This window comes from Ensifer sp. GW823-FHT05D09 (assembly GCF_058795755.1).
In genome coordinates this window covers 18,664-34,320 of the sequence record NZ_JBXAIA010000006.1, presented here as the reverse complement: position 1 = coordinate 34,320, position 15,657 = coordinate 18,664, and the positions used below count along the sequence as shown (strand labels likewise).

14 protein-coding genes and 1 tRNA gene are annotated in these 15,657 nt (G+C 61.2%); 9 read left to right on the top strand and 6 right to left on the bottom strand.

Features of this window, described 5'->3' with window-relative positions; all coding sequences use genetic code 11:
- Positions 1-230 precede the first annotated feature (230 nt).
- The 3 genes from AC1Q80_RS17920 to AC1Q80_RS17910 all read right to left on the bottom strand — a co-directional run bounded on the left by AC1Q80_RS17920 (position 231) and on the right by AC1Q80_RS17910 (position 1,410).
- Positions 231-650, bottom strand: coding sequence for a BA14K family protein (locus AC1Q80_RS17920; RefSeq protein WP_173418195.1), 420 nt, complete (start codon positions 648-650; stop codon positions 231-233).
- Between the two features lie 102 nt (positions 651-752).
- On the bottom strand, positions 753-1,253 hold the full coding sequence (locus AC1Q80_RS17915) for a GNAT family N-acetyltransferase (RefSeq protein WP_492361350.1): 501 nt from the start codon (positions 1,251-1,253) through the stop codon (positions 753-755).
- Positions 1,254-1,333: 80 nt separating this feature from the next.
- Positions 1,334-1,410: transfer RNA gene (locus tag AC1Q80_RS17910), tRNA-Arg, on the bottom strand.
- 263 nt (positions 1,411-1,673) lie between these two features.
- On the opposite strand from AC1Q80_RS17910, the gene AC1Q80_RS17905 reads away from it, so the two are divergent.
- The 8 genes from AC1Q80_RS17905 to AC1Q80_RS17870 all read left to right on the top strand — a co-directional run bounded on the left by AC1Q80_RS17905 (position 1,674) and on the right by AC1Q80_RS17870 (position 9,976).
- A complete protein-coding gene (locus tag AC1Q80_RS17905) occupies positions 1,674-2,570 on the top strand; it encodes an ROK family protein (RefSeq protein ID WP_209790571.1) in 897 nt (298 codons plus the stop codon).
- An 11-nt stretch (positions 2,571-2,581) separates the two neighbouring features.
- Positions 2,582-3,076 carry a heme-degrading domain-containing protein gene (locus tag AC1Q80_RS17900; RefSeq protein ID WP_492361349.1) on the top strand — a complete coding sequence of 165 codons (495 nt, stop codon included), beginning with the start codon at positions 2,582-2,584 and terminating at the stop codon, positions 3,074-3,076.
- Positions 3,077-3,080: 4 nt separating this feature from the next.
- Positions 3,081-4,244 (top strand): AGE family epimerase/isomerase, encoded by a 1,164-nt coding sequence (locus AC1Q80_RS17895; RefSeq protein WP_492361348.1) that lies wholly within the window; start codon positions 3,081-3,083, stop codon positions 4,242-4,244.
- A 248-nt stretch (positions 4,245-4,492) separates the two neighbouring features.
- Entirely contained in the window at positions 4,493-8,266 is a 3,774-nt protein-coding gene (gene metH / locus AC1Q80_RS17890) for a methionine synthase (protein ID WP_492361347.1), read from the top strand.
- Positions 8,267-8,782: 516 nt separating this feature from the next.
- Positions 8,783-8,992, top strand: a complete 210-nt coding sequence (locus AC1Q80_RS17885; RefSeq protein ID WP_025424998.1) for a cold-shock protein — start codon at positions 8,783-8,785, stop codon at positions 8,990-8,992.
- Between the two features lie 123 nt (positions 8,993-9,115).
- Positions 9,116-9,400, top strand: a complete 285-nt coding sequence (locus AC1Q80_RS17880; protein ID WP_025424997.1) for a hypothetical protein — start codon at positions 9,116-9,118, stop codon at positions 9,398-9,400.
- A gap of 57 nt (positions 9,401-9,457) precedes the next feature.
- Complete coding sequence (gene rpsU, locus AC1Q80_RS17875; protein WP_025424996.1) at positions 9,458-9,694, top strand: 30S ribosomal protein S21; 237 nt, start codon at positions 9,458-9,460, stop codon at positions 9,692-9,694.
- A gap of 57 nt (positions 9,695-9,751) precedes the next feature.
- Complete coding sequence (locus tag AC1Q80_RS17870; protein ID WP_173418189.1) at positions 9,752-9,976, top strand: hypothetical protein; 225 nt, start codon at positions 9,752-9,754, stop codon at positions 9,974-9,976.
- A 226-nt stretch (positions 9,977-10,202) separates the two neighbouring features.
- Here the strand turns inward: AC1Q80_RS17870 and AC1Q80_RS17865 are convergent, their stop codons facing one another.
- Together AC1Q80_RS17865 and AC1Q80_RS17860 are read right to left on the bottom strand one after the other, a co-directional pair.
- Entirely contained in the window at positions 10,203-11,228 is a 1,026-nt protein-coding gene (locus AC1Q80_RS17865; RefSeq protein WP_209790574.1) for a DUF1254 domain-containing protein, read from the bottom strand.
- Positions 11,229-11,245: 17 nt separating this feature from the next.
- Positions 11,246-12,664 carry a DUF1254 domain-containing protein gene (locus AC1Q80_RS17860; protein ID WP_492361346.1) on the bottom strand — a complete coding sequence of 473 codons (1,419 nt, stop codon included), beginning with the start codon at positions 12,662-12,664 and terminating at the stop codon, positions 11,246-11,248.
- Between the two features lie 218 nt (positions 12,665-12,882).
- Here AC1Q80_RS17860 and AC1Q80_RS17855 point away from each other — a divergent pair, with 218 nt between their 5' ends.
- The gene (locus tag AC1Q80_RS17855) at positions 12,883-15,099 is read left to right on the top strand and encodes an adenylate/guanylate cyclase domain-containing protein (protein ID WP_492361345.1); all 2,217 of its coding nucleotides are present in this window, start codon (positions 12,883-12,885) and stop codon (positions 15,097-15,099) included.
- A 22-nt stretch (positions 15,100-15,121) separates the two neighbouring features.
- On the opposite strand, the gene AC1Q80_RS17850 is transcribed toward AC1Q80_RS17855, so the two are convergent.
- Positions 15,122-15,625: a YHS domain-containing (seleno)protein gene (locus AC1Q80_RS17850; RefSeq protein WP_412728366.1), complete on the bottom strand. Its 504-nt coding sequence runs from the start codon at positions 15,623-15,625 to the stop codon at positions 15,122-15,124.
- Positions 15,626-15,657: the final 32 nt, after the last annotated feature.

Here is a 15,657-nt window from a genome sequence, read left to right as displayed (position 1 = left end):
CACGCCAGGATCGAAATGGCAGCGGCGAAGGGAAAACGGCTCGTGGAGGGTAAGGAAAGAGGAGGGGAGTGAGGGTTGCCCGGAGCAGGCGCGCGGTGATCAAGCGCAGCCCTATGTTTGGGGCTGATCGCAGAGGAACTCATGTTCAATATCTGGAAAAATTGTTTTCTTACAATCGCTTGAGATTGGAAGCCCGCCGCATCGAGGCGGCGGGGTTTTATAAACAAATGTTAGCGATAGGGCGAGTAACAGACCCGGCGCGCACCGTAATAGGGCTGGAAGGTATTGTCCCATGCCCGATACGAGCGGTAGCGACTTTGGCACCAGCTCGCATGGGAGCCGCCACCGTAATACCGTCTCGGCTGGGCATTCATCAATCCGCCGATGATGGCGCCGGCGGCAAGTCCGCCGATGATGGCACCGACGCGGTCGTCATGATCGTCATCCCAGTCCCGGTGACGATAATATCGCCGGTCGCCACGCCATCTGTAGTCATCACCGCCGCGATACCAGCGGCGATTGTAGTATTGTACGGTTTCGACGTCCGAGATGCTTGCCTTCATGGGTATGACCGACGGGAATGCCTGTGCCGGGGCTACGCTGGAGAAGGCCGATGCCAGCGAAAGCGCGACAATTGCCAGCTTTTTCATTGGCTTCACCATTTCCTTTCATTGGGGAAATGGATGAACGCGCGTTTTGTGCCGTGATCGCGGTCGCAGCTCACGGCAACGTGAACGGGATTCATGCAGTTTCTACTCGCTGACCTCTTCGTGCTTCCTGTCGAAAACCGAGAAGCCGGCGCGGCGATAGGTCTCCTGCGCCTTGGCGTGATCCCACTCGTCCGTGTGCAGCCAGACGCGATCAGGCGCCCGATCCCAGATAGCACGCAGCGCGCCGTTCAGGAGATATGGCCCAAGCCTTCTGCCCTGCATCTCCGGGATCAGGCCGAAATGGGTGAGTTCGATATCGGCTGTGTCGACGCGATGGAACTCGCAAAGCCCAACCGGCTGGCCCTCGATCCGCAGGACATAAATCGCGGTCGATGGGCTGTGCAAAAAGGCGTCGAGATCCGCTGCAGGCATGCACAGCCGCTGATCCCAACGTAACGGTTCGCCGACGGCGCGATAGAGCGAAAGAAATTGCTCTGCCTCCAGTCTTTCAAGCGCCAACACCGCGTTTTCGACGGGCGAGGGCAGCGGCTCGCCGGCGGGCCTTACGTTCATTTCCATATAGGTGACGAGGAGCTGAACCATGATCGCTTGCATCGTTGCCGGGAGGTCGCGTCCCACCCGGAGGGCCGGAGCGCTCCGCGTTGATTTGGTGACGAGGAAGATGGTGATCCCGACGCGATTCGAACGCGTGACCCCCAGATTAGGAATCTGGTGCTCTATCCTGCTGAGCTACGGGACCACTTGGATAGCACCCATACAAAAGCAAGGCCTGTTCGCCAAGTGTTTTTGCGGGGTGGGCTCGCAAAATAGGGCGTGGCACTGCGTAGCGATCAATGAGGAGGGGGCGGATGTTGCCGGCCGGACACGGCGCCATCCCCTACCGAGGCGTGCCGAAATCGGGGGCTGGCGTTTTCAGTCTTTCGAATGCTAAGCAGTCATTAGCGCCGGCTTGAGGAGGCTTGCGCTCCTTCATTCGACCTTCACCCAGAGACCTGATCCAGCATGTTCATCGGAATTGATTGGGGCGGCACGAAAATGGAAGTCATCGCGCTCGATCGCGATGGCGAAACGCGCGCCCGCCATCGCGTCGCCACCCCGACCAGCGGTTATGACGATTGCATCCGCGCCGTTCTCGACCTCGTTGCCGCCGCAGAACAGACGGCCGGCGAAGAGGGCTCCATCGGCATCGGCATTCCCGGTAGTCCCAATCCGCGCACCGGTATCGTGCGCAACTCCAACGCCGTGCTGATCAACGGCAAGCCGCTCGGGCGCGACCTCGAGCAGGCGCTCGGCCGCAGGGTGCGCCTTGCCAACGACGCCAATTGCCTGGCGGTGTCGGAGGCGGTCGACGGTGCCGGCAAGGATGCGCAGACCGTGTTCGGCGTGATCGTCGGCACCGGCCATGGCGGCGGGCTTGCGATCGGCAAGAAGGTGCATGCCGGCTACCAGGGTGTCGCCGCTGAAATCGGGCACTATCCGCTGCCCTGGATGACGAAGGACGAATACCCCGGCCACAAATGCTGGTGCGGCAAGCACGGCTGTCTCGACATGTATGCCTGCGGTACGGGCGTCGAGCTCGACTATCGCCTGACGACGGGCGTCGAAAAGCGCGGCCGCGATATCATCGAGGCGAAGCGGGCCGGCGATCCGGTGGCGACCGGCGTCTATGATCGCTTCGTCGACCGGCTGGCGCGCAGTCTTGCGCTTCTGACCAACATCGTCGACCCCGACGTCTTCGTGCTTGGCGGCGGCATGTCGAATGTCGACGAGATCTATGAGGACGTGCCGCCGCTGGTGGTCGACTATCTCTTTGGCGACAGTTTCGAAACGCCGGTTCGCAAGGCGCTGCACGGAGATAGCTCCGGCGTGCGCGGTGCGGCCTGGCTCTGGAAGGATTGAGCGGAGGCTTCATGAACATCGACAAGGATCTCAAGCGCATCGGCGAGCAGGAGCGTGAACTGCAATTCGACAGTTTCGATCTGGAAGCCGCATGGCAACTGGGCTCGACGCTGCGGCGCATGGCGGCCGAGCGCAAGCTCGGCGTCGTCATCGACATCACGCTGTTCTCAATGCAGGTGTTCTATGCCGCGCTTGAAGGTGCAACGCCTGACAATCCGAACTGGGTGCGCCGCAAGCGTAACACCGTCTTCCGCCTGTTCAAGAGCAGCTATTCGACCGGCCTCGGGCTGTTGAAGCAGCAGACCAATCTGCAGGCAAAGCTCGCCCTTCCCGATGCCGACTATGCCGCCCATGGCGGCAGCTTCCCGATCGTGGTCAAGGGTACCGGCTGCATCGGCGCGGTGACCGTATCCGGCCTGCCGCAGCGCGAGGACCACAATATGGTGGTCGAGGCGCTGGCCGAGTTGCTCGGCAAGAACCATGATGACCTGAAGCTTGAGGGCTGAACCGTTGCCGCAGGATATTTTTTCGCAATCCGCGACGCTGTCGGCATGGCTGGCTGAAAAGGCTCTGCCGCTCTGGCGCCAGAAGGGCGTCGATGCTGAGGGCGGCGGTTTCGTCGAGACCATCGACATGACTGGCGAGCCGACGCGCGCCAATCGCCGGGCGCGGGTGCAGCCGCGCCAGGTCTATTGTTTCGCCGAGGCCGGCAGGCGCGGCTGGAGCGGCGACTGGCAGAGTGCTGCCGAGGGCGGGCTTGCCTATTTCGATCGTGTCTATCTGCAGCCGACAGGCTTTTACGGCTCGCTTGCGGATGCCGATGGTACGCTGATCGATGCCTCCTTCGATCTCTATAATCAGGCTTTTGCGCTTTTGGCCTTTGCATACCTGGCTGAAGTCTTCCCGCATCGAAAGCCGGAGATGATCGAGCGCAGCAACCGCCTGCGCCAGGGCCTCGAGGCCCATTGCAAACATCCGCTGATCGGCTTCGAGGAGGACGATCCGTCACGGTTGCCGCTCTGCTCCAATCCGCACATGCATCTGTTCGAAGCATGCCTTGCCAGCGAAGAGGTCGATGGCTTCGATCAGGTTGCCTGGTTCAACCTTGCCGACGAGATCGCCCATCTGGCGATGGATCACTTCATCGACGGCCATACCGGCGCGCTGCGGGAGTTCTTCGATCACGACTGGGCGCCGTTCCCCGGCGACAAGGGGCGTATCGTCGAACCCGGCCATCTGTTCGAGTGGGCCTGGCTGCTTCTGCGCTGGGCCGAGCGGCGCGGCAATGCCGAGGCCATCGTCAAGGCCCGCCGGCTGTTTGCGATCGGCGAGGCGCATGGCATTTGCGCCACCCGCAATGTCGCGGTCATGACCCTGCTTGACGATTTCTCGGTCGCCGACCCGATTGCCCGGTTGTGGCCGCAGACGGAATGGCTGAAGGCTTCGGTCCGGTTCGCGGCGCTGACCGACGGGGCGGAGCGTGAGCGTTATCTCGGTTCGGCGGCGCGGGCGGCGGCGGCACTCGGCTTCTTCCTGGAGACGCCGGTGGCCGGCCTGTGGCACGACAAGCAAATGGCCGACGGCTCTTTCGTCGAAGAACCGGCACCGGCGAGCAGCTTCTATCATATCCTTTGCGCCATCTATGAAACCGAGGACTGCCTCGCTCGCCTCTGAGTTTTTTGCTCTGACGGCATGCCCATGGCTCGTCGCACGCGCGGCGGGCCATTTTTGTTTGTGCTCCCTTTTCATCCGAAAAGCCGAATCGTCTTTCTGATGCGCCTGTGCGCAGACTGAAACGGTGCGCGCAGGCGCTGAAGCCAGTCTCATCGAGGCAAATTAAGTCCTTTCATATGTTGACATAAAGATATCTTTATGTGATTGACTTGGCTATTGTTTGTCGTTTTCAGAACGGGAGATTTCCCATGTCCGCCATCGACGCCCTTTTCGGCGACCTTTCCTCCAAGCCGGATGGCTCCGAAGTCATGCGGGCGCTGAAGCAGGCGGCCAGCGAGCGCATCCTGATCATGGACGGCGCCATGGGCACCGAGATCCAGCAATTGGGTTTCGTCGAGGATCATTTTCGTGGCGATCGCTTCGGCGGCTGTGCCTGTCACCAGCAGGGCAACAACGACCTTTTGACGCTGACGCAGCCGAAGGCGATCGAGGATATCCACTATTCCTACGCCATCGCCGGCGCCGACATCCTGGAAACGAACACGTTCTCCTCGACCCGCATCGCCCAGGCGGACTACGGCATGGAAGACATGGTCTACGACCTCAACCGCGACGGCGCCCGGCTGGCGCGTCGGGCGGCAAAACGTGCCGAAGCGCATGACGGCCGTCGCCGCTTCGTTGCCGGCGCGCTTGGCCCGACGAACAGGACCGCGTCGATTTCGCCCGACGTCAACAATCCTGGTTATCGGGCGGTCAGCTTCGACGATCTCCGGATCGCCTATGCCGAACAGATCCGTGGCCTGATCGACGGCGGCGCCGATATCATCCTCATCGAAACCATCTTCGACACGCTCAACGCCAAGGCGGCGATCTTCGCCACCAAGGAAGTGTTTGCCGAGAAGGGCATCGAACTGCCGGTGATGATCTCCGGCACGATCACCGATCTTTCCGGCCGCACACTCTCCGGCCAGACACCGACGGCGTTCTGGTATTCGGTGCGTCATGCCGAGCCCTTCACCATCGGTCTCAACTGCGCGCTCGGCGCCAACGCCATGCGCGCGCATATCGACGAGCTTTCCGGTGTCGCCGATGCCTTCATCTGCGCCTATCCGAATGCCGGTCTGCCGAACGAGTTCGGGCAGTATGACGAGACGCCGGAGCAGATGGCGGCCCAGGTCGAAGCCTTTGCCCGCGACGGCCTTCTCAACGTCGTCGGCGGCTGCTGCGGCTCGACGCCGACCCATATCAGGGCGATTGCCGAGGCCGTTGCCAAGCATCCGCCGCGCCGGATCCCCGATGTCGCGCCGCTGATGCGGCTTTCGGGCCTCGAGCCCTTCACGCTGACCTCGGACATTCCCTTCGTCAATGTCGGCGAGCGCACCAACGTCACCGGCTCGGCCAAGTTCCGCAAGCTGATCACCGCCGGCGACTATTCGGCAGCGCTCGATGTCGCTCGCGACCAGGTCGCCAACGGCGCGCAGATCATCGACATCAACATGGACGAGGGCCTGATCGATTCGAAGCAGGCGATGATCGAGTTCCTCAATCTCATCGCCTCCGAACCTGATATCGCCCGCGTGCCTGTCATGATCGACTCCTCGAAGTGGGAGGTGATCGAGGCTGGCCTGAAATGCGTCCAGGGCAAGCCGCTGGTCAATTCGATCTCGATGAAGGAAGGCGAGGAGGCGTTTCTGCATCACGCCAGGCTTTGCCGCGCCTACGGCGCCGCCGTCGTCATCATGGCCTTCGACGAAGTCGGGCAGGCCGATACCAAGGCGCGCAAGGTCGAGATCTGCACCCGCGCCTACAAGCTGCTGACGGAACATGCGGGGTTCCCGCCCGAAGACATCATCTTCGACCCGAACATCTTTGCGGTGGCTACGGGGATCGAAGAGCACAACAACTATGGCGTCGACTTTATCGAGGCAACGCGCGAGATCATCCAGACACTGCCGCACGTTCACATCTCCGGCGGCGTCTCCAACCTGTCATTCTCCTTCCGCGGCAACGAGCCGGTGCGCGAGGCGATGCACGCGGTGTTCCTCTACCATGCGATCCAGGTCGGCATGGATATGGGCATCGTCAATGCCGGTCAGCTCGCCGTCTATGACGCGATCGATGCGGAGCTGCGCGAGGCCTGCGAGGACGTGGTCTTGAACCGCCGCGCCGATTCGACAGAGCGCATGCTTGAAATCGCCGAGCGCTATCGCGGCCAGGGCGGCGCCCAGGCCAAGGAGAAGGATCTCTCCTGGCGGGAATGGCCGGTGGAAAAGCGGCTTGAACATGCGCTGGTCAACGGCATCACCGAATATATCGAGGCCGACACCGAAGAAGCCAGGCTTTCGAGCGCGCGGCCGCTGCATGTGATCGAAGGCCCGCTGATGGCCGGCATGAATGTCGTCGGCGACCTCTTCGGTTCCGGCAAGATGTTCCTGCCGCAGGTGGTGAAGTCGGCGCGTGTGATGAAGCAGGCGGTCGCCGTTCTGCTGCCGCACATGGAAGCCGAGCGGCTTGCCGCCGGCGGCGAGGGCGAGCGCCAGAGCGCCGGCAAGATCCTGATGGCGACGGTCAAGGGCGATGTGCACGACATCGGCAAGAACATCGTCGGCGTCGTGCTCGCTTGCAACAACTACGAGATCATCGACCTCGGCGTCATGGTGCCTTCAGCCAAGATCCTGCAGGTGGCCAAGGAGCAGAACGTCGATATCATCGGTCTTTCCGGCCTGATCACGCCATCGCTCGACGAGATGGTGCATGTCGCCTCGGAACTCGAGCGCGAGGGCTTCGACATCCCGCTGTTGATCGGCGGCGCGACGACGAGCCGGGTGCATACGGCGGTCAAGATCAATCCGCGCTACGATCGCGGCCAGACGGTCTACGTCACCGATGCGAGCCGCGCGGTCGGCGTTGTCTCCAGCCTGCTGTCGCCGGAGGCGAAGGATTCCTATGTCGCGACAGTCCAGGCGGAATACCGCAAGGTCGCCGACGCCCATGCCCGCAACGAGGCGGAAAAGCGCCGCCTGCCGTTGTCGCAGGCGCGCGCCAATGCCCACAAGGTGGATTGGAGTGGCTACCAGGCGAAAGCGCCCTCGTTCCTCGGAACACGGGTGTTTCAGGGCTGGGAGCTGGAGGAGCTCGCGCGATACATCGACTGGACGCCGTTCTTCCAGACCTGGGAACTGAAGGGCGTCTACCCCAAGATCCTCGACGATGAGAAACAGGGACAGGCTGCCCGCCAGCTGTTCGACGACGCGCAGGCGATGCTTGCCAAGATCATCGAGGAGAAGTGGTTCGCGCCGAAGGCGGTCGTCGGCTTCTGGCCGGCGGGAACCATCGGCGACGACATCCGGCTGTTTGCCGATGAAGCGCGCAATGGTGAGCTTGCCACCTTCTTCACGCTGCGCCAGCAACTGAGCAAACGTGACGGAAGGCCGAACGTGGCGCTGTCGGATTTCGTCGCACCTGTCGACAGCGGCAGCAGAGACTATCTCGGCGGCTTCGTCGTGACGGCCGGTATCGAGGAAGTGGCGATTGCCGAACGCTTCGAGCGCGCCAACGACGACTATTCGTCGATCATGGTCAAGGCGCTCGCAGACCGCTTTGCCGAGGCTTTTGCCGAGCGCATGCACGAATATGTACGCAAGGAACTCTGGGGCTATGCCGCCGACGAGACCTTCTCACCGCAGGATCTGGTCGGCGAACCCTATGCGGGTATCCGCCCGGCGCCGGGCTATCCGGCCCAGCCCGACCACACGGAAAAGGAAACCCTGTTCCGGTTGCTCGATGCCGAACAGACCATCGGCGTGACCTTGACTGAGAGTTTTGCCATGTGGCCGGGCTCGTCCGTCTCCGGCCTCTATATCGGCCATCCCGAGGCCTATTACTTCGGTGTCGCCAAGGTCGAGCGCGATCAGGTCGAGGATTACGCGTCGCGCAAGCGCATGCCGGTGCGCGAGGTCGAGCGCTGGCTGTCGCCGATCCTCAACTATGTGCCTATGCCCGAAGCAGAGGCAGCCGAGTAATCTCGGCAATCCAACAATAGCACTGGCGGGCGATCAAGCCCGCCAGTGTCGCTCTCGACGCGAGGTTGTCTGCAGGGCCGGTCCCGCGGCGAAACCGTCTTTCCCACTTGCTTCAATACAGGATGAAACTGGGTCGGGTGGTTCGGGATACCGTCACTTGCCGTTTTGGCGCCCTCTATGCTTCGCTCAACTGGGCTATAGTTCTGCATTCGTGGTTTATCGTCGAAGGCGAAGATATATTTCTTGGCGCGTCCAAAAATAACAGGATGGAAATTCCGAAAGGATTCCAATCGAAACACGCTTGAACCAACGTTGTTTTTCGGTGGCGCCGTTGCATTTCGAGCGGTTTTCCAAATGAAACATTGAAAATCTCGAAAAAAGAATTATATGGGTGCAATCGAATATTGCTTGCGACCTTTGTCAAAGCGCTGAAAAGCGTAGTCAGATTTCCTCTCAACATCGACACGGCCCGGCGAATACCCGTCGAGCGAAATCAACGATTGAAAGGAGATCGTTATGAATTCAGGCACAGTCAAGTGGTTCAATGGCACCAAGGGTTTTGGCTTCATCCAGCCGGATGACGGCACGACTGACGTGTTTGTTCATGTTTCCGCTGTAGAGCGTGCAGGCATGGGCTCGCTGGCGGAAGGCCAGAAGGTCACCTACGACATCGTCCGCGACCGCAAGACCGGCAAGAACTCTGCCGACAATCTGCGGGCGGAATGAATCGTCATCTGCCTCCCCCGACCACGGATGTACTGGCTGGGGACGTTTGATTGACGGGAAGAGGTCGGGTGAAGCCCGGCCTTTTTGCGTCCGGACCCTGCACCGCCGGGGAAGGAAACTATCATGACCCGCAGAATTTGTGCCGTTGGCGACACGGTGACCGTAAGGGCCGATTTCACCAAGCTGGCACCCGCCGTCAGGACGTGCCGGATCATCGGTGTTCTGCCCGCCGACCACGGCGAGACCCAATATCGCGTCCGTTTCGACGGCGAGAATTTCGAACGTCGCATCGTTGCAAGCGACGTCGAGACCACTGAGGCGGCCTCTCCCATCGAAGAGGGACCGTCGCGCATCATTGCCAAGGGGGAACCCTGGCTGAAACCGTCGCGCATCCGGATCGGAAGATAGCTTAAGGCAATTTCGGTCCGCCGGTGTGCGGCCACGAACCAAAGGGAAGGATATACCTTGCAGGTACTCGTTAGAGATAACAACGTCGACCAGGCACTTCGCATTCTCAAGAAGAAGATGCAGCGCGAGGGACTGTTCCGCGAATTCAAGGCGCGCAGCGCCTACGAAAAGCCGTCGGAAAAGCGCGTTCGCGAAAAGGCCGAAGCCGTTCGTCGCCAGCGCAAGCTTGCGCGCAAGAAGCTGCAGCGCGAAGGCCTGCTGCCGGCGCCGAAGAAGGCCGTCCGCACCCGCTAAATCTGAGGCACCGATGCCGATTTCGGCATCGGTCCACGCCCGAGCGAGGAGGTACGCATGACGTCGACGAAGAAAGATCTTTTCAAGCCCGAGCGCTTGTCGGCAGCCGACAAGGCTGCGGCGACCGACCATACGGCTCGCGGTATCGTTGCTGCTGAAAAGCTGGCGCGCGAGAAGAAGACCGAAAAGCTCAAGGCTCAACGGCTCCTGCAGGAGGCTGACGCCGAACCTGTGGTCCCGGCGCCGAAGCGCCAGCCGGCGCGCAAGCGTACCCCCGCCTGATTTCCCTCATCATTGCACGACCTGGAGCGTTTCCGGTCTAAACCGGCTTGCGGAAGCGCTCTCCATCTCTTTTCTTCCGTCTCTCCTGGCGGAAGGCCGTCTCGCGTTTCTGCCGGAAACGTCTTGCGCGTTGGAATGCCGTGCGGCCAGGCAAGCGCCGATGATAGCTCGCGCTCGTTATGCCCGCCGCACCTCAACCCGATGCCTGGTCAGCCATTGCTCCCGGCTAGTTGACGGGACTCGGCTCCGGAAACTGCCACTTTCCATCTAGTATTTCCTGCCTTGGACGATAGAGGCGCACGGTGTAATTCCAGCCCTTCGTGGTCGGCAGGCAATTTTCTATCTTGCCGTCACAGCCACCGAACTGGATGGCGATCGTGCCATCAGCGCCTTTCTTCGCGGTGATGTCGTTGAGTGCGTAGGCGTCGTACGGGTTCTTCTCGTAATAGCCCGCCGCATCGTAGACGCTCACCGACCAGAAGGCATCGACCGGAACATCCTTCACATCGAGCTTGTAGACCGTTGCACCATCATTTTTGGCCGGTGTGATGTTGAGATAGACAGCATCCTTGTCCGGATTGCCGCCCCATCCGGTAGCTGTGCCGATCAGGTGGCGGACGGGGTCGACTTCGTCCTTGGTGCCGAAGGCCTTCTTGAAGTCCGGCATGGTCGAGCCGAGCACGAGCAGGGCTTCGCGCACCGTCTTCTGGCTCGCCGGGTCCCAGGCGGGGATCTCGAATGTGCCAATGCTCTTCTGACTGACCTTGATCGCGTCCTGCAAAGCATGGACGTCCTCGACGTCCTTGGGATCGGCTGGATCCACCAGTGTGCGGACGCCGACAACGACATAGCGCGTCCCGACACCCTCCCTTGTCAGCGTGTGCTCGCCGGCATCATAGGTCACCTGCGGCACGTAGTGGTCCTCGTTGACCACTTGCATCGACATGAACCGCTTTCCGGCATCGGGCATCGTTATCGTGACCGGCCCGGCATCGAGGTCGAAGACCGCCGAGGAATAAAGCGTGTCGCGATTGAGGCGAATGACGGTCTGATTGTCGATCGAAGCCGGCTCGCGGCGATGCAGGAACTTGCCCAGGCCCGCGTCCTTGACCATCGAGCTGATGTACATGTCGCTCTCGGCCCGGACGAAATTGTCGACACCGACGATGACAGGGTCTGCTGCTACGGCCGGTAACGGGCTGAACCCGGCGAGAGCCGCTGCCATAGCGAAGGTGATACGAGATAGGGTCATGTCACGATCCTCAATGTTCAGTTGACGTGTTGCAGGGGTGGGGCTTTCCATTTGCCGTCGAGCGCATCGGGCTTGGGCCAATAGAGCCGCATGACTACGAAGAATGGTCCCTTCGGTGCGGGCAGCCAATTGCTTTCCCGATCAGCGCCCGGGCTCTCGTTCTGGACATGAAGGGTCATGCCGCCGTCGGCGTCTTGCTTGAGGCTCGGGAGCATCGGCGAATTGATGAGATAGCGATCGAGCGGGTTGGCGTAGAGCAGGCTTTCCGGCAGCTGGTAGAGCGTCAGCGACCAGAAGGCGTTGACAGGTGGCAGTTGGCCGGGCTCGAAACGCAGGGCGTACCTGCTTGCGCCGGAGAGCGGCTTTTGCTGGTCATCGGTAAAATAGGCGGGGTAAAGGGCTTCGTCTTTCGAGTTGCCGTAGATGCCTAGCACTGCGCCCGACATGCGCTGCATGTAATCATTCTTCAGGAATTCGCGGGTGCCGAATGCATCGGCGCTCGACGCCTTGCCGGTGTCGATCATCGTCTCCTTGTGTTCCTTGAACGCGGCCCAGGCATCCGCCATGCCGTCGGTGATCGCTTTCTGGACATCCGGCGGGAAGGCATCGAGGTCGAATGTCTTGCCTCCGCCGATATTCAAGTCGGCGAAACGCTGCATCAGCGCCGTCTCGGACGGGTGCGTGGGGCAGAACTGCAGGATGAAGTCGAGCACTTTGAAGAAATCGGGCGATGTCTTTTCGTCGGCCGCGCTCAAGGGCGCGATGAAGTCGATGACAGGGACCGGGGCCGGTGCCGGCTGGCCGAGAAATTTCGACAGCGGCTCGACCCGATAGCCGGCCTGGATCTTCTTGACGTTTTCGATGTCACCGGGGTTGAAGAGCTGCGTGCGGTAAAGCACGAAGGCGAATTCCGTTTCCGAGCGGATAACGGCCTTGATGCCGGGCGGCGTTTCGCCTTTCCAATTCGGCCCCGCAAGCAGGTAGCTGCCTGCCTCGTTGCCCGTGGCGCGGCTGCCGATATAGGCGAAGTTGAAGGTGTAGAGGTCGATGAACTGCAGCGAGTAGTAACGCTCCTTCTCGATCGCCGGCACGGTGAACACCAGGGGCTCGGCTCTCAGATCAGCGCCGACATAGGAGTAGGGCGTATCGGAGTTCGGGGTCTGGATCGCCTTGTCGTCCGGCGTATAGACCCGTGCATTGTTGACGAGTTCGTTCCAGGGGGCCTTGAACTCCGGTCCTCCGGTGTCGACGAAATAGGAATGCTGGACGCGGTAATTGTCGACCAGCGGAAAACCGTAGATCGTCGCTTCCTTGGCGATTGCCCGTGCTTCGTCTGGTTTGAGCGCCACATCGGCGGCAACGGCACGCAGGGCCGTCAACGGGGGCAGCGTGGCAGCAAGCGCGCCATAGATCAGAAGGGTTCGTCGTCCGAGCATGCGAAGTCCTCCAGATGAATGCGTGTGGCGCAGGCAGTCGACGGCACCCGTAAAGCCGTGCGGAACCAAGACGATCTCGATGCTGAGCGACCGGCGGAAAACCGCAAGTACGTAACAGTTACGACGGCGCCACCATCATGGCTGTCGACTCGATGGCGGCGCCTGACGACCTGCGGTAACATCGCCCGTGGAATACATCGTAGGTAAAGAGACCGTCGATGGAGCGCCGCCTCGCAGCCGTCCTGATCGCCGACGTCGCCGGATACACTCGCCTGAGCCGGCTCGACGAGGAGGGAACGCGCGCCCGATTCCAGAGTGACCTGCACGACATTCTGGAGCCGCAGTTTGCCGAACACCACGGACGACTGGTCAAGACGATGGGCGACGGCCTGCTGGTGGAGTTTCGCAGTGTGGTCGATGCGCTTCGCTGCGCGGTGGAAATCCAGCAACGCAAGGCCGAGCAGGCCGACAAGGTCGCAGCCGATCGCCGTCTCGATTTCCGCATCGGCATCAATCTCGGCGATATCATTGTCGAAGGCGACGACATTCACGGCGATGGCGTCAATACGGCCGATCGGTTGCAAGGGCTCGCTGAGCCCGGCGGCATAGCCATTTCCGGCACCGCCTATGATCAGGTGCGATCGAAGATTTCCGTCGGCTTTGCCTCGCTTGGCGAGCAGACGGTGAGGGGCATTGCCGAGCCCATTCGCGTGTACCGCGTGCTTCTCGATCCTGATGATGTCGGCAAGACCATCGTCAAGGCGACGACACACCATCCCGCACGAAAAAGCATCCTCATTGCTGGTGGCCTCATGCTGATCCTCGCACTTGCTGCCGCCTGGTGGCAGCCGTGGACGCTCATTCTGCCGGAGACCTCGACGGAGCGCATTGCCTATCCCTTGCCCGACCAGCCATCCGTCGCCGTCCTGCCTTTCATCAATGTCAGCGGCGACCGGGATCATGACCATCTGGCCGAAGGACTAACCGACGACCTGATCACCGAGCTGTCGAAAGTCTCCGGACTGTTCGTGATTGCCCGCCATTCCGTCTTTGCGATGAAGGACAGCGCTTCGAAAATCCAGGACGTGGCGGCGGAACTGGGCGTTCACTACATTCTCGAAGGCACGCTGCAGCGGGCGGACCAAAGGTTGCGCATCAACGTCAAGCTGATCGATGCGATGAGCGGCCTGTCGCTTTGGGCGGAGCGCTACGACCGGCAATATGCCGATCTCTTCGCCGTGCAGGATGATGTCATCGGTAAGATCATCGCGGCGCTCGAGGTCAAGCTCAGCGAAGGAGAGCGCGACCAGCTTGCCCGCATTCCGACCGACAATCTCGAAGCCTACGACTATTACATGCGCGCCGAGCAGCAGGGGCTGATCTACAGCGATGTCGACACCTATCGTCAGACCCTGGCCTTCTATCAGAAGGCGATAGACCTCGATCCGCAATTCGCCGATGCCCATGCCGGGATCGCGCGCGTCGCCGTCGATGTCTGGCGCAACGACTACAACTCTCTCTGGTCGGCGGCCGTCGCCCGCAAGATCGCCTATGACGCTGCCGGCCAGGCCCTGAAGCTCGACGCCAACAATGCGCGCGCCCACACGGTGCTGGCATTGCTGCAGCTCGTCGACGGCCGCGAGACGGAAGCGCGGCAATCGGCGGCAAGGGCGGTCGCAGCCCAACCGAGCGATCCCGAAGCCTATGCCAATCAGGCGCTGATCCTGGCCCAGACGGGAGATCATCAGCAGGCGATCGCCGATCTGGAGCGGGCACTTCGGCTCGATCCGTCGCCATCCGCCAGTCTTCGGCTGCTGGCGGGCATCGTCTACTACACAGCGCGGGATATCGACCGGGCGATTCCGCTCATCGAGGTCGCAGGCGAGTCCCTGCCCAATGCCGAGGCTGCCCGTGAATATCTGGCGTCCGCCTATGCGCAGCGCGGCGATCGGGCCCGCGCGGTTGCGGAAGGGGAGGCGCTGCTAAAACTCTTTCCCGACACCAATCTCACCTATTACGGCTATCTCTATGATTACTGGCGCGAGGAGGACTTGAACCGCCACCTCTATGGTCTGCGCACCGCCGGCATTCCGGAGTGGCCCTTCGGTTTCGTCGGAGCGGCCGCCGACCGGCTGGGACCTGCGCAACTCGGTGCGCTTATCAGCGACAAGACCTGGAGCGGGCAGCACAAGAACGGCACCAGTTTCATGCAGTTCTTCGACAAGGCGGGTAACACCGCCTATCGCAGTGCCAACACCAACATCACCGGCCGCATCGAGGTGAAGGGCAATCAACTCTGCGAGAGGTTTGACGGTTATTTCCTCGACCGCATGGTCTGCGGCTATGTCTATCGCAACACGGCCAAGGGCGAACGCAGTGCCGACTTCATTCATGTGACGCCGCAGGCGCTGAAGTTTTTCTCGATCGAGCAATGACGGCGGTTGGAATGGAAAAGTCTTAGCGCGCCTTCTGCCAGGTGGTACCAAGCTTTTCCGAAACAAGCGTGTTTTCCACTTCGGACCAGTGTTTCTTGGAATCGACCAGCTTGTTCGGGTTCTTCTCAAAACCTTCCGCTGCACCCGGATCATAGCTCAGGAACAGCTTGCCCTCGATGATCCGCCAGGCCTTTGGATCGATGTTGGTGGTCACCGTTCCGAACGAGACGCCATCGGCACAGTAGCCGCCATATTGTGGAGCGTATCGGGTGGGTTCGCGGATGAACAGCTCGCGGTTTTCGGCGCTGGCAAACTGCCAGTTCGCCCCGAGCCAGCGATAGGAAATCTGCGGCGAGCCTTCCAGCGCCTTGCTTTCGGTGAAATAGGCGACCGGGTCGTAGCCCTTGATGGCGACATCACCGAAATAGCCGGTATTGACCAGATCTTCCGCCATCGTTGGCGCGGACAAGGCGAGAAACGCCGTGGTCGCGAGACCGAAGGCGCAAGCGTATCGATGGTATGACATTCCTCTTCTCCGATTTCCGGATGCGGTTGGCG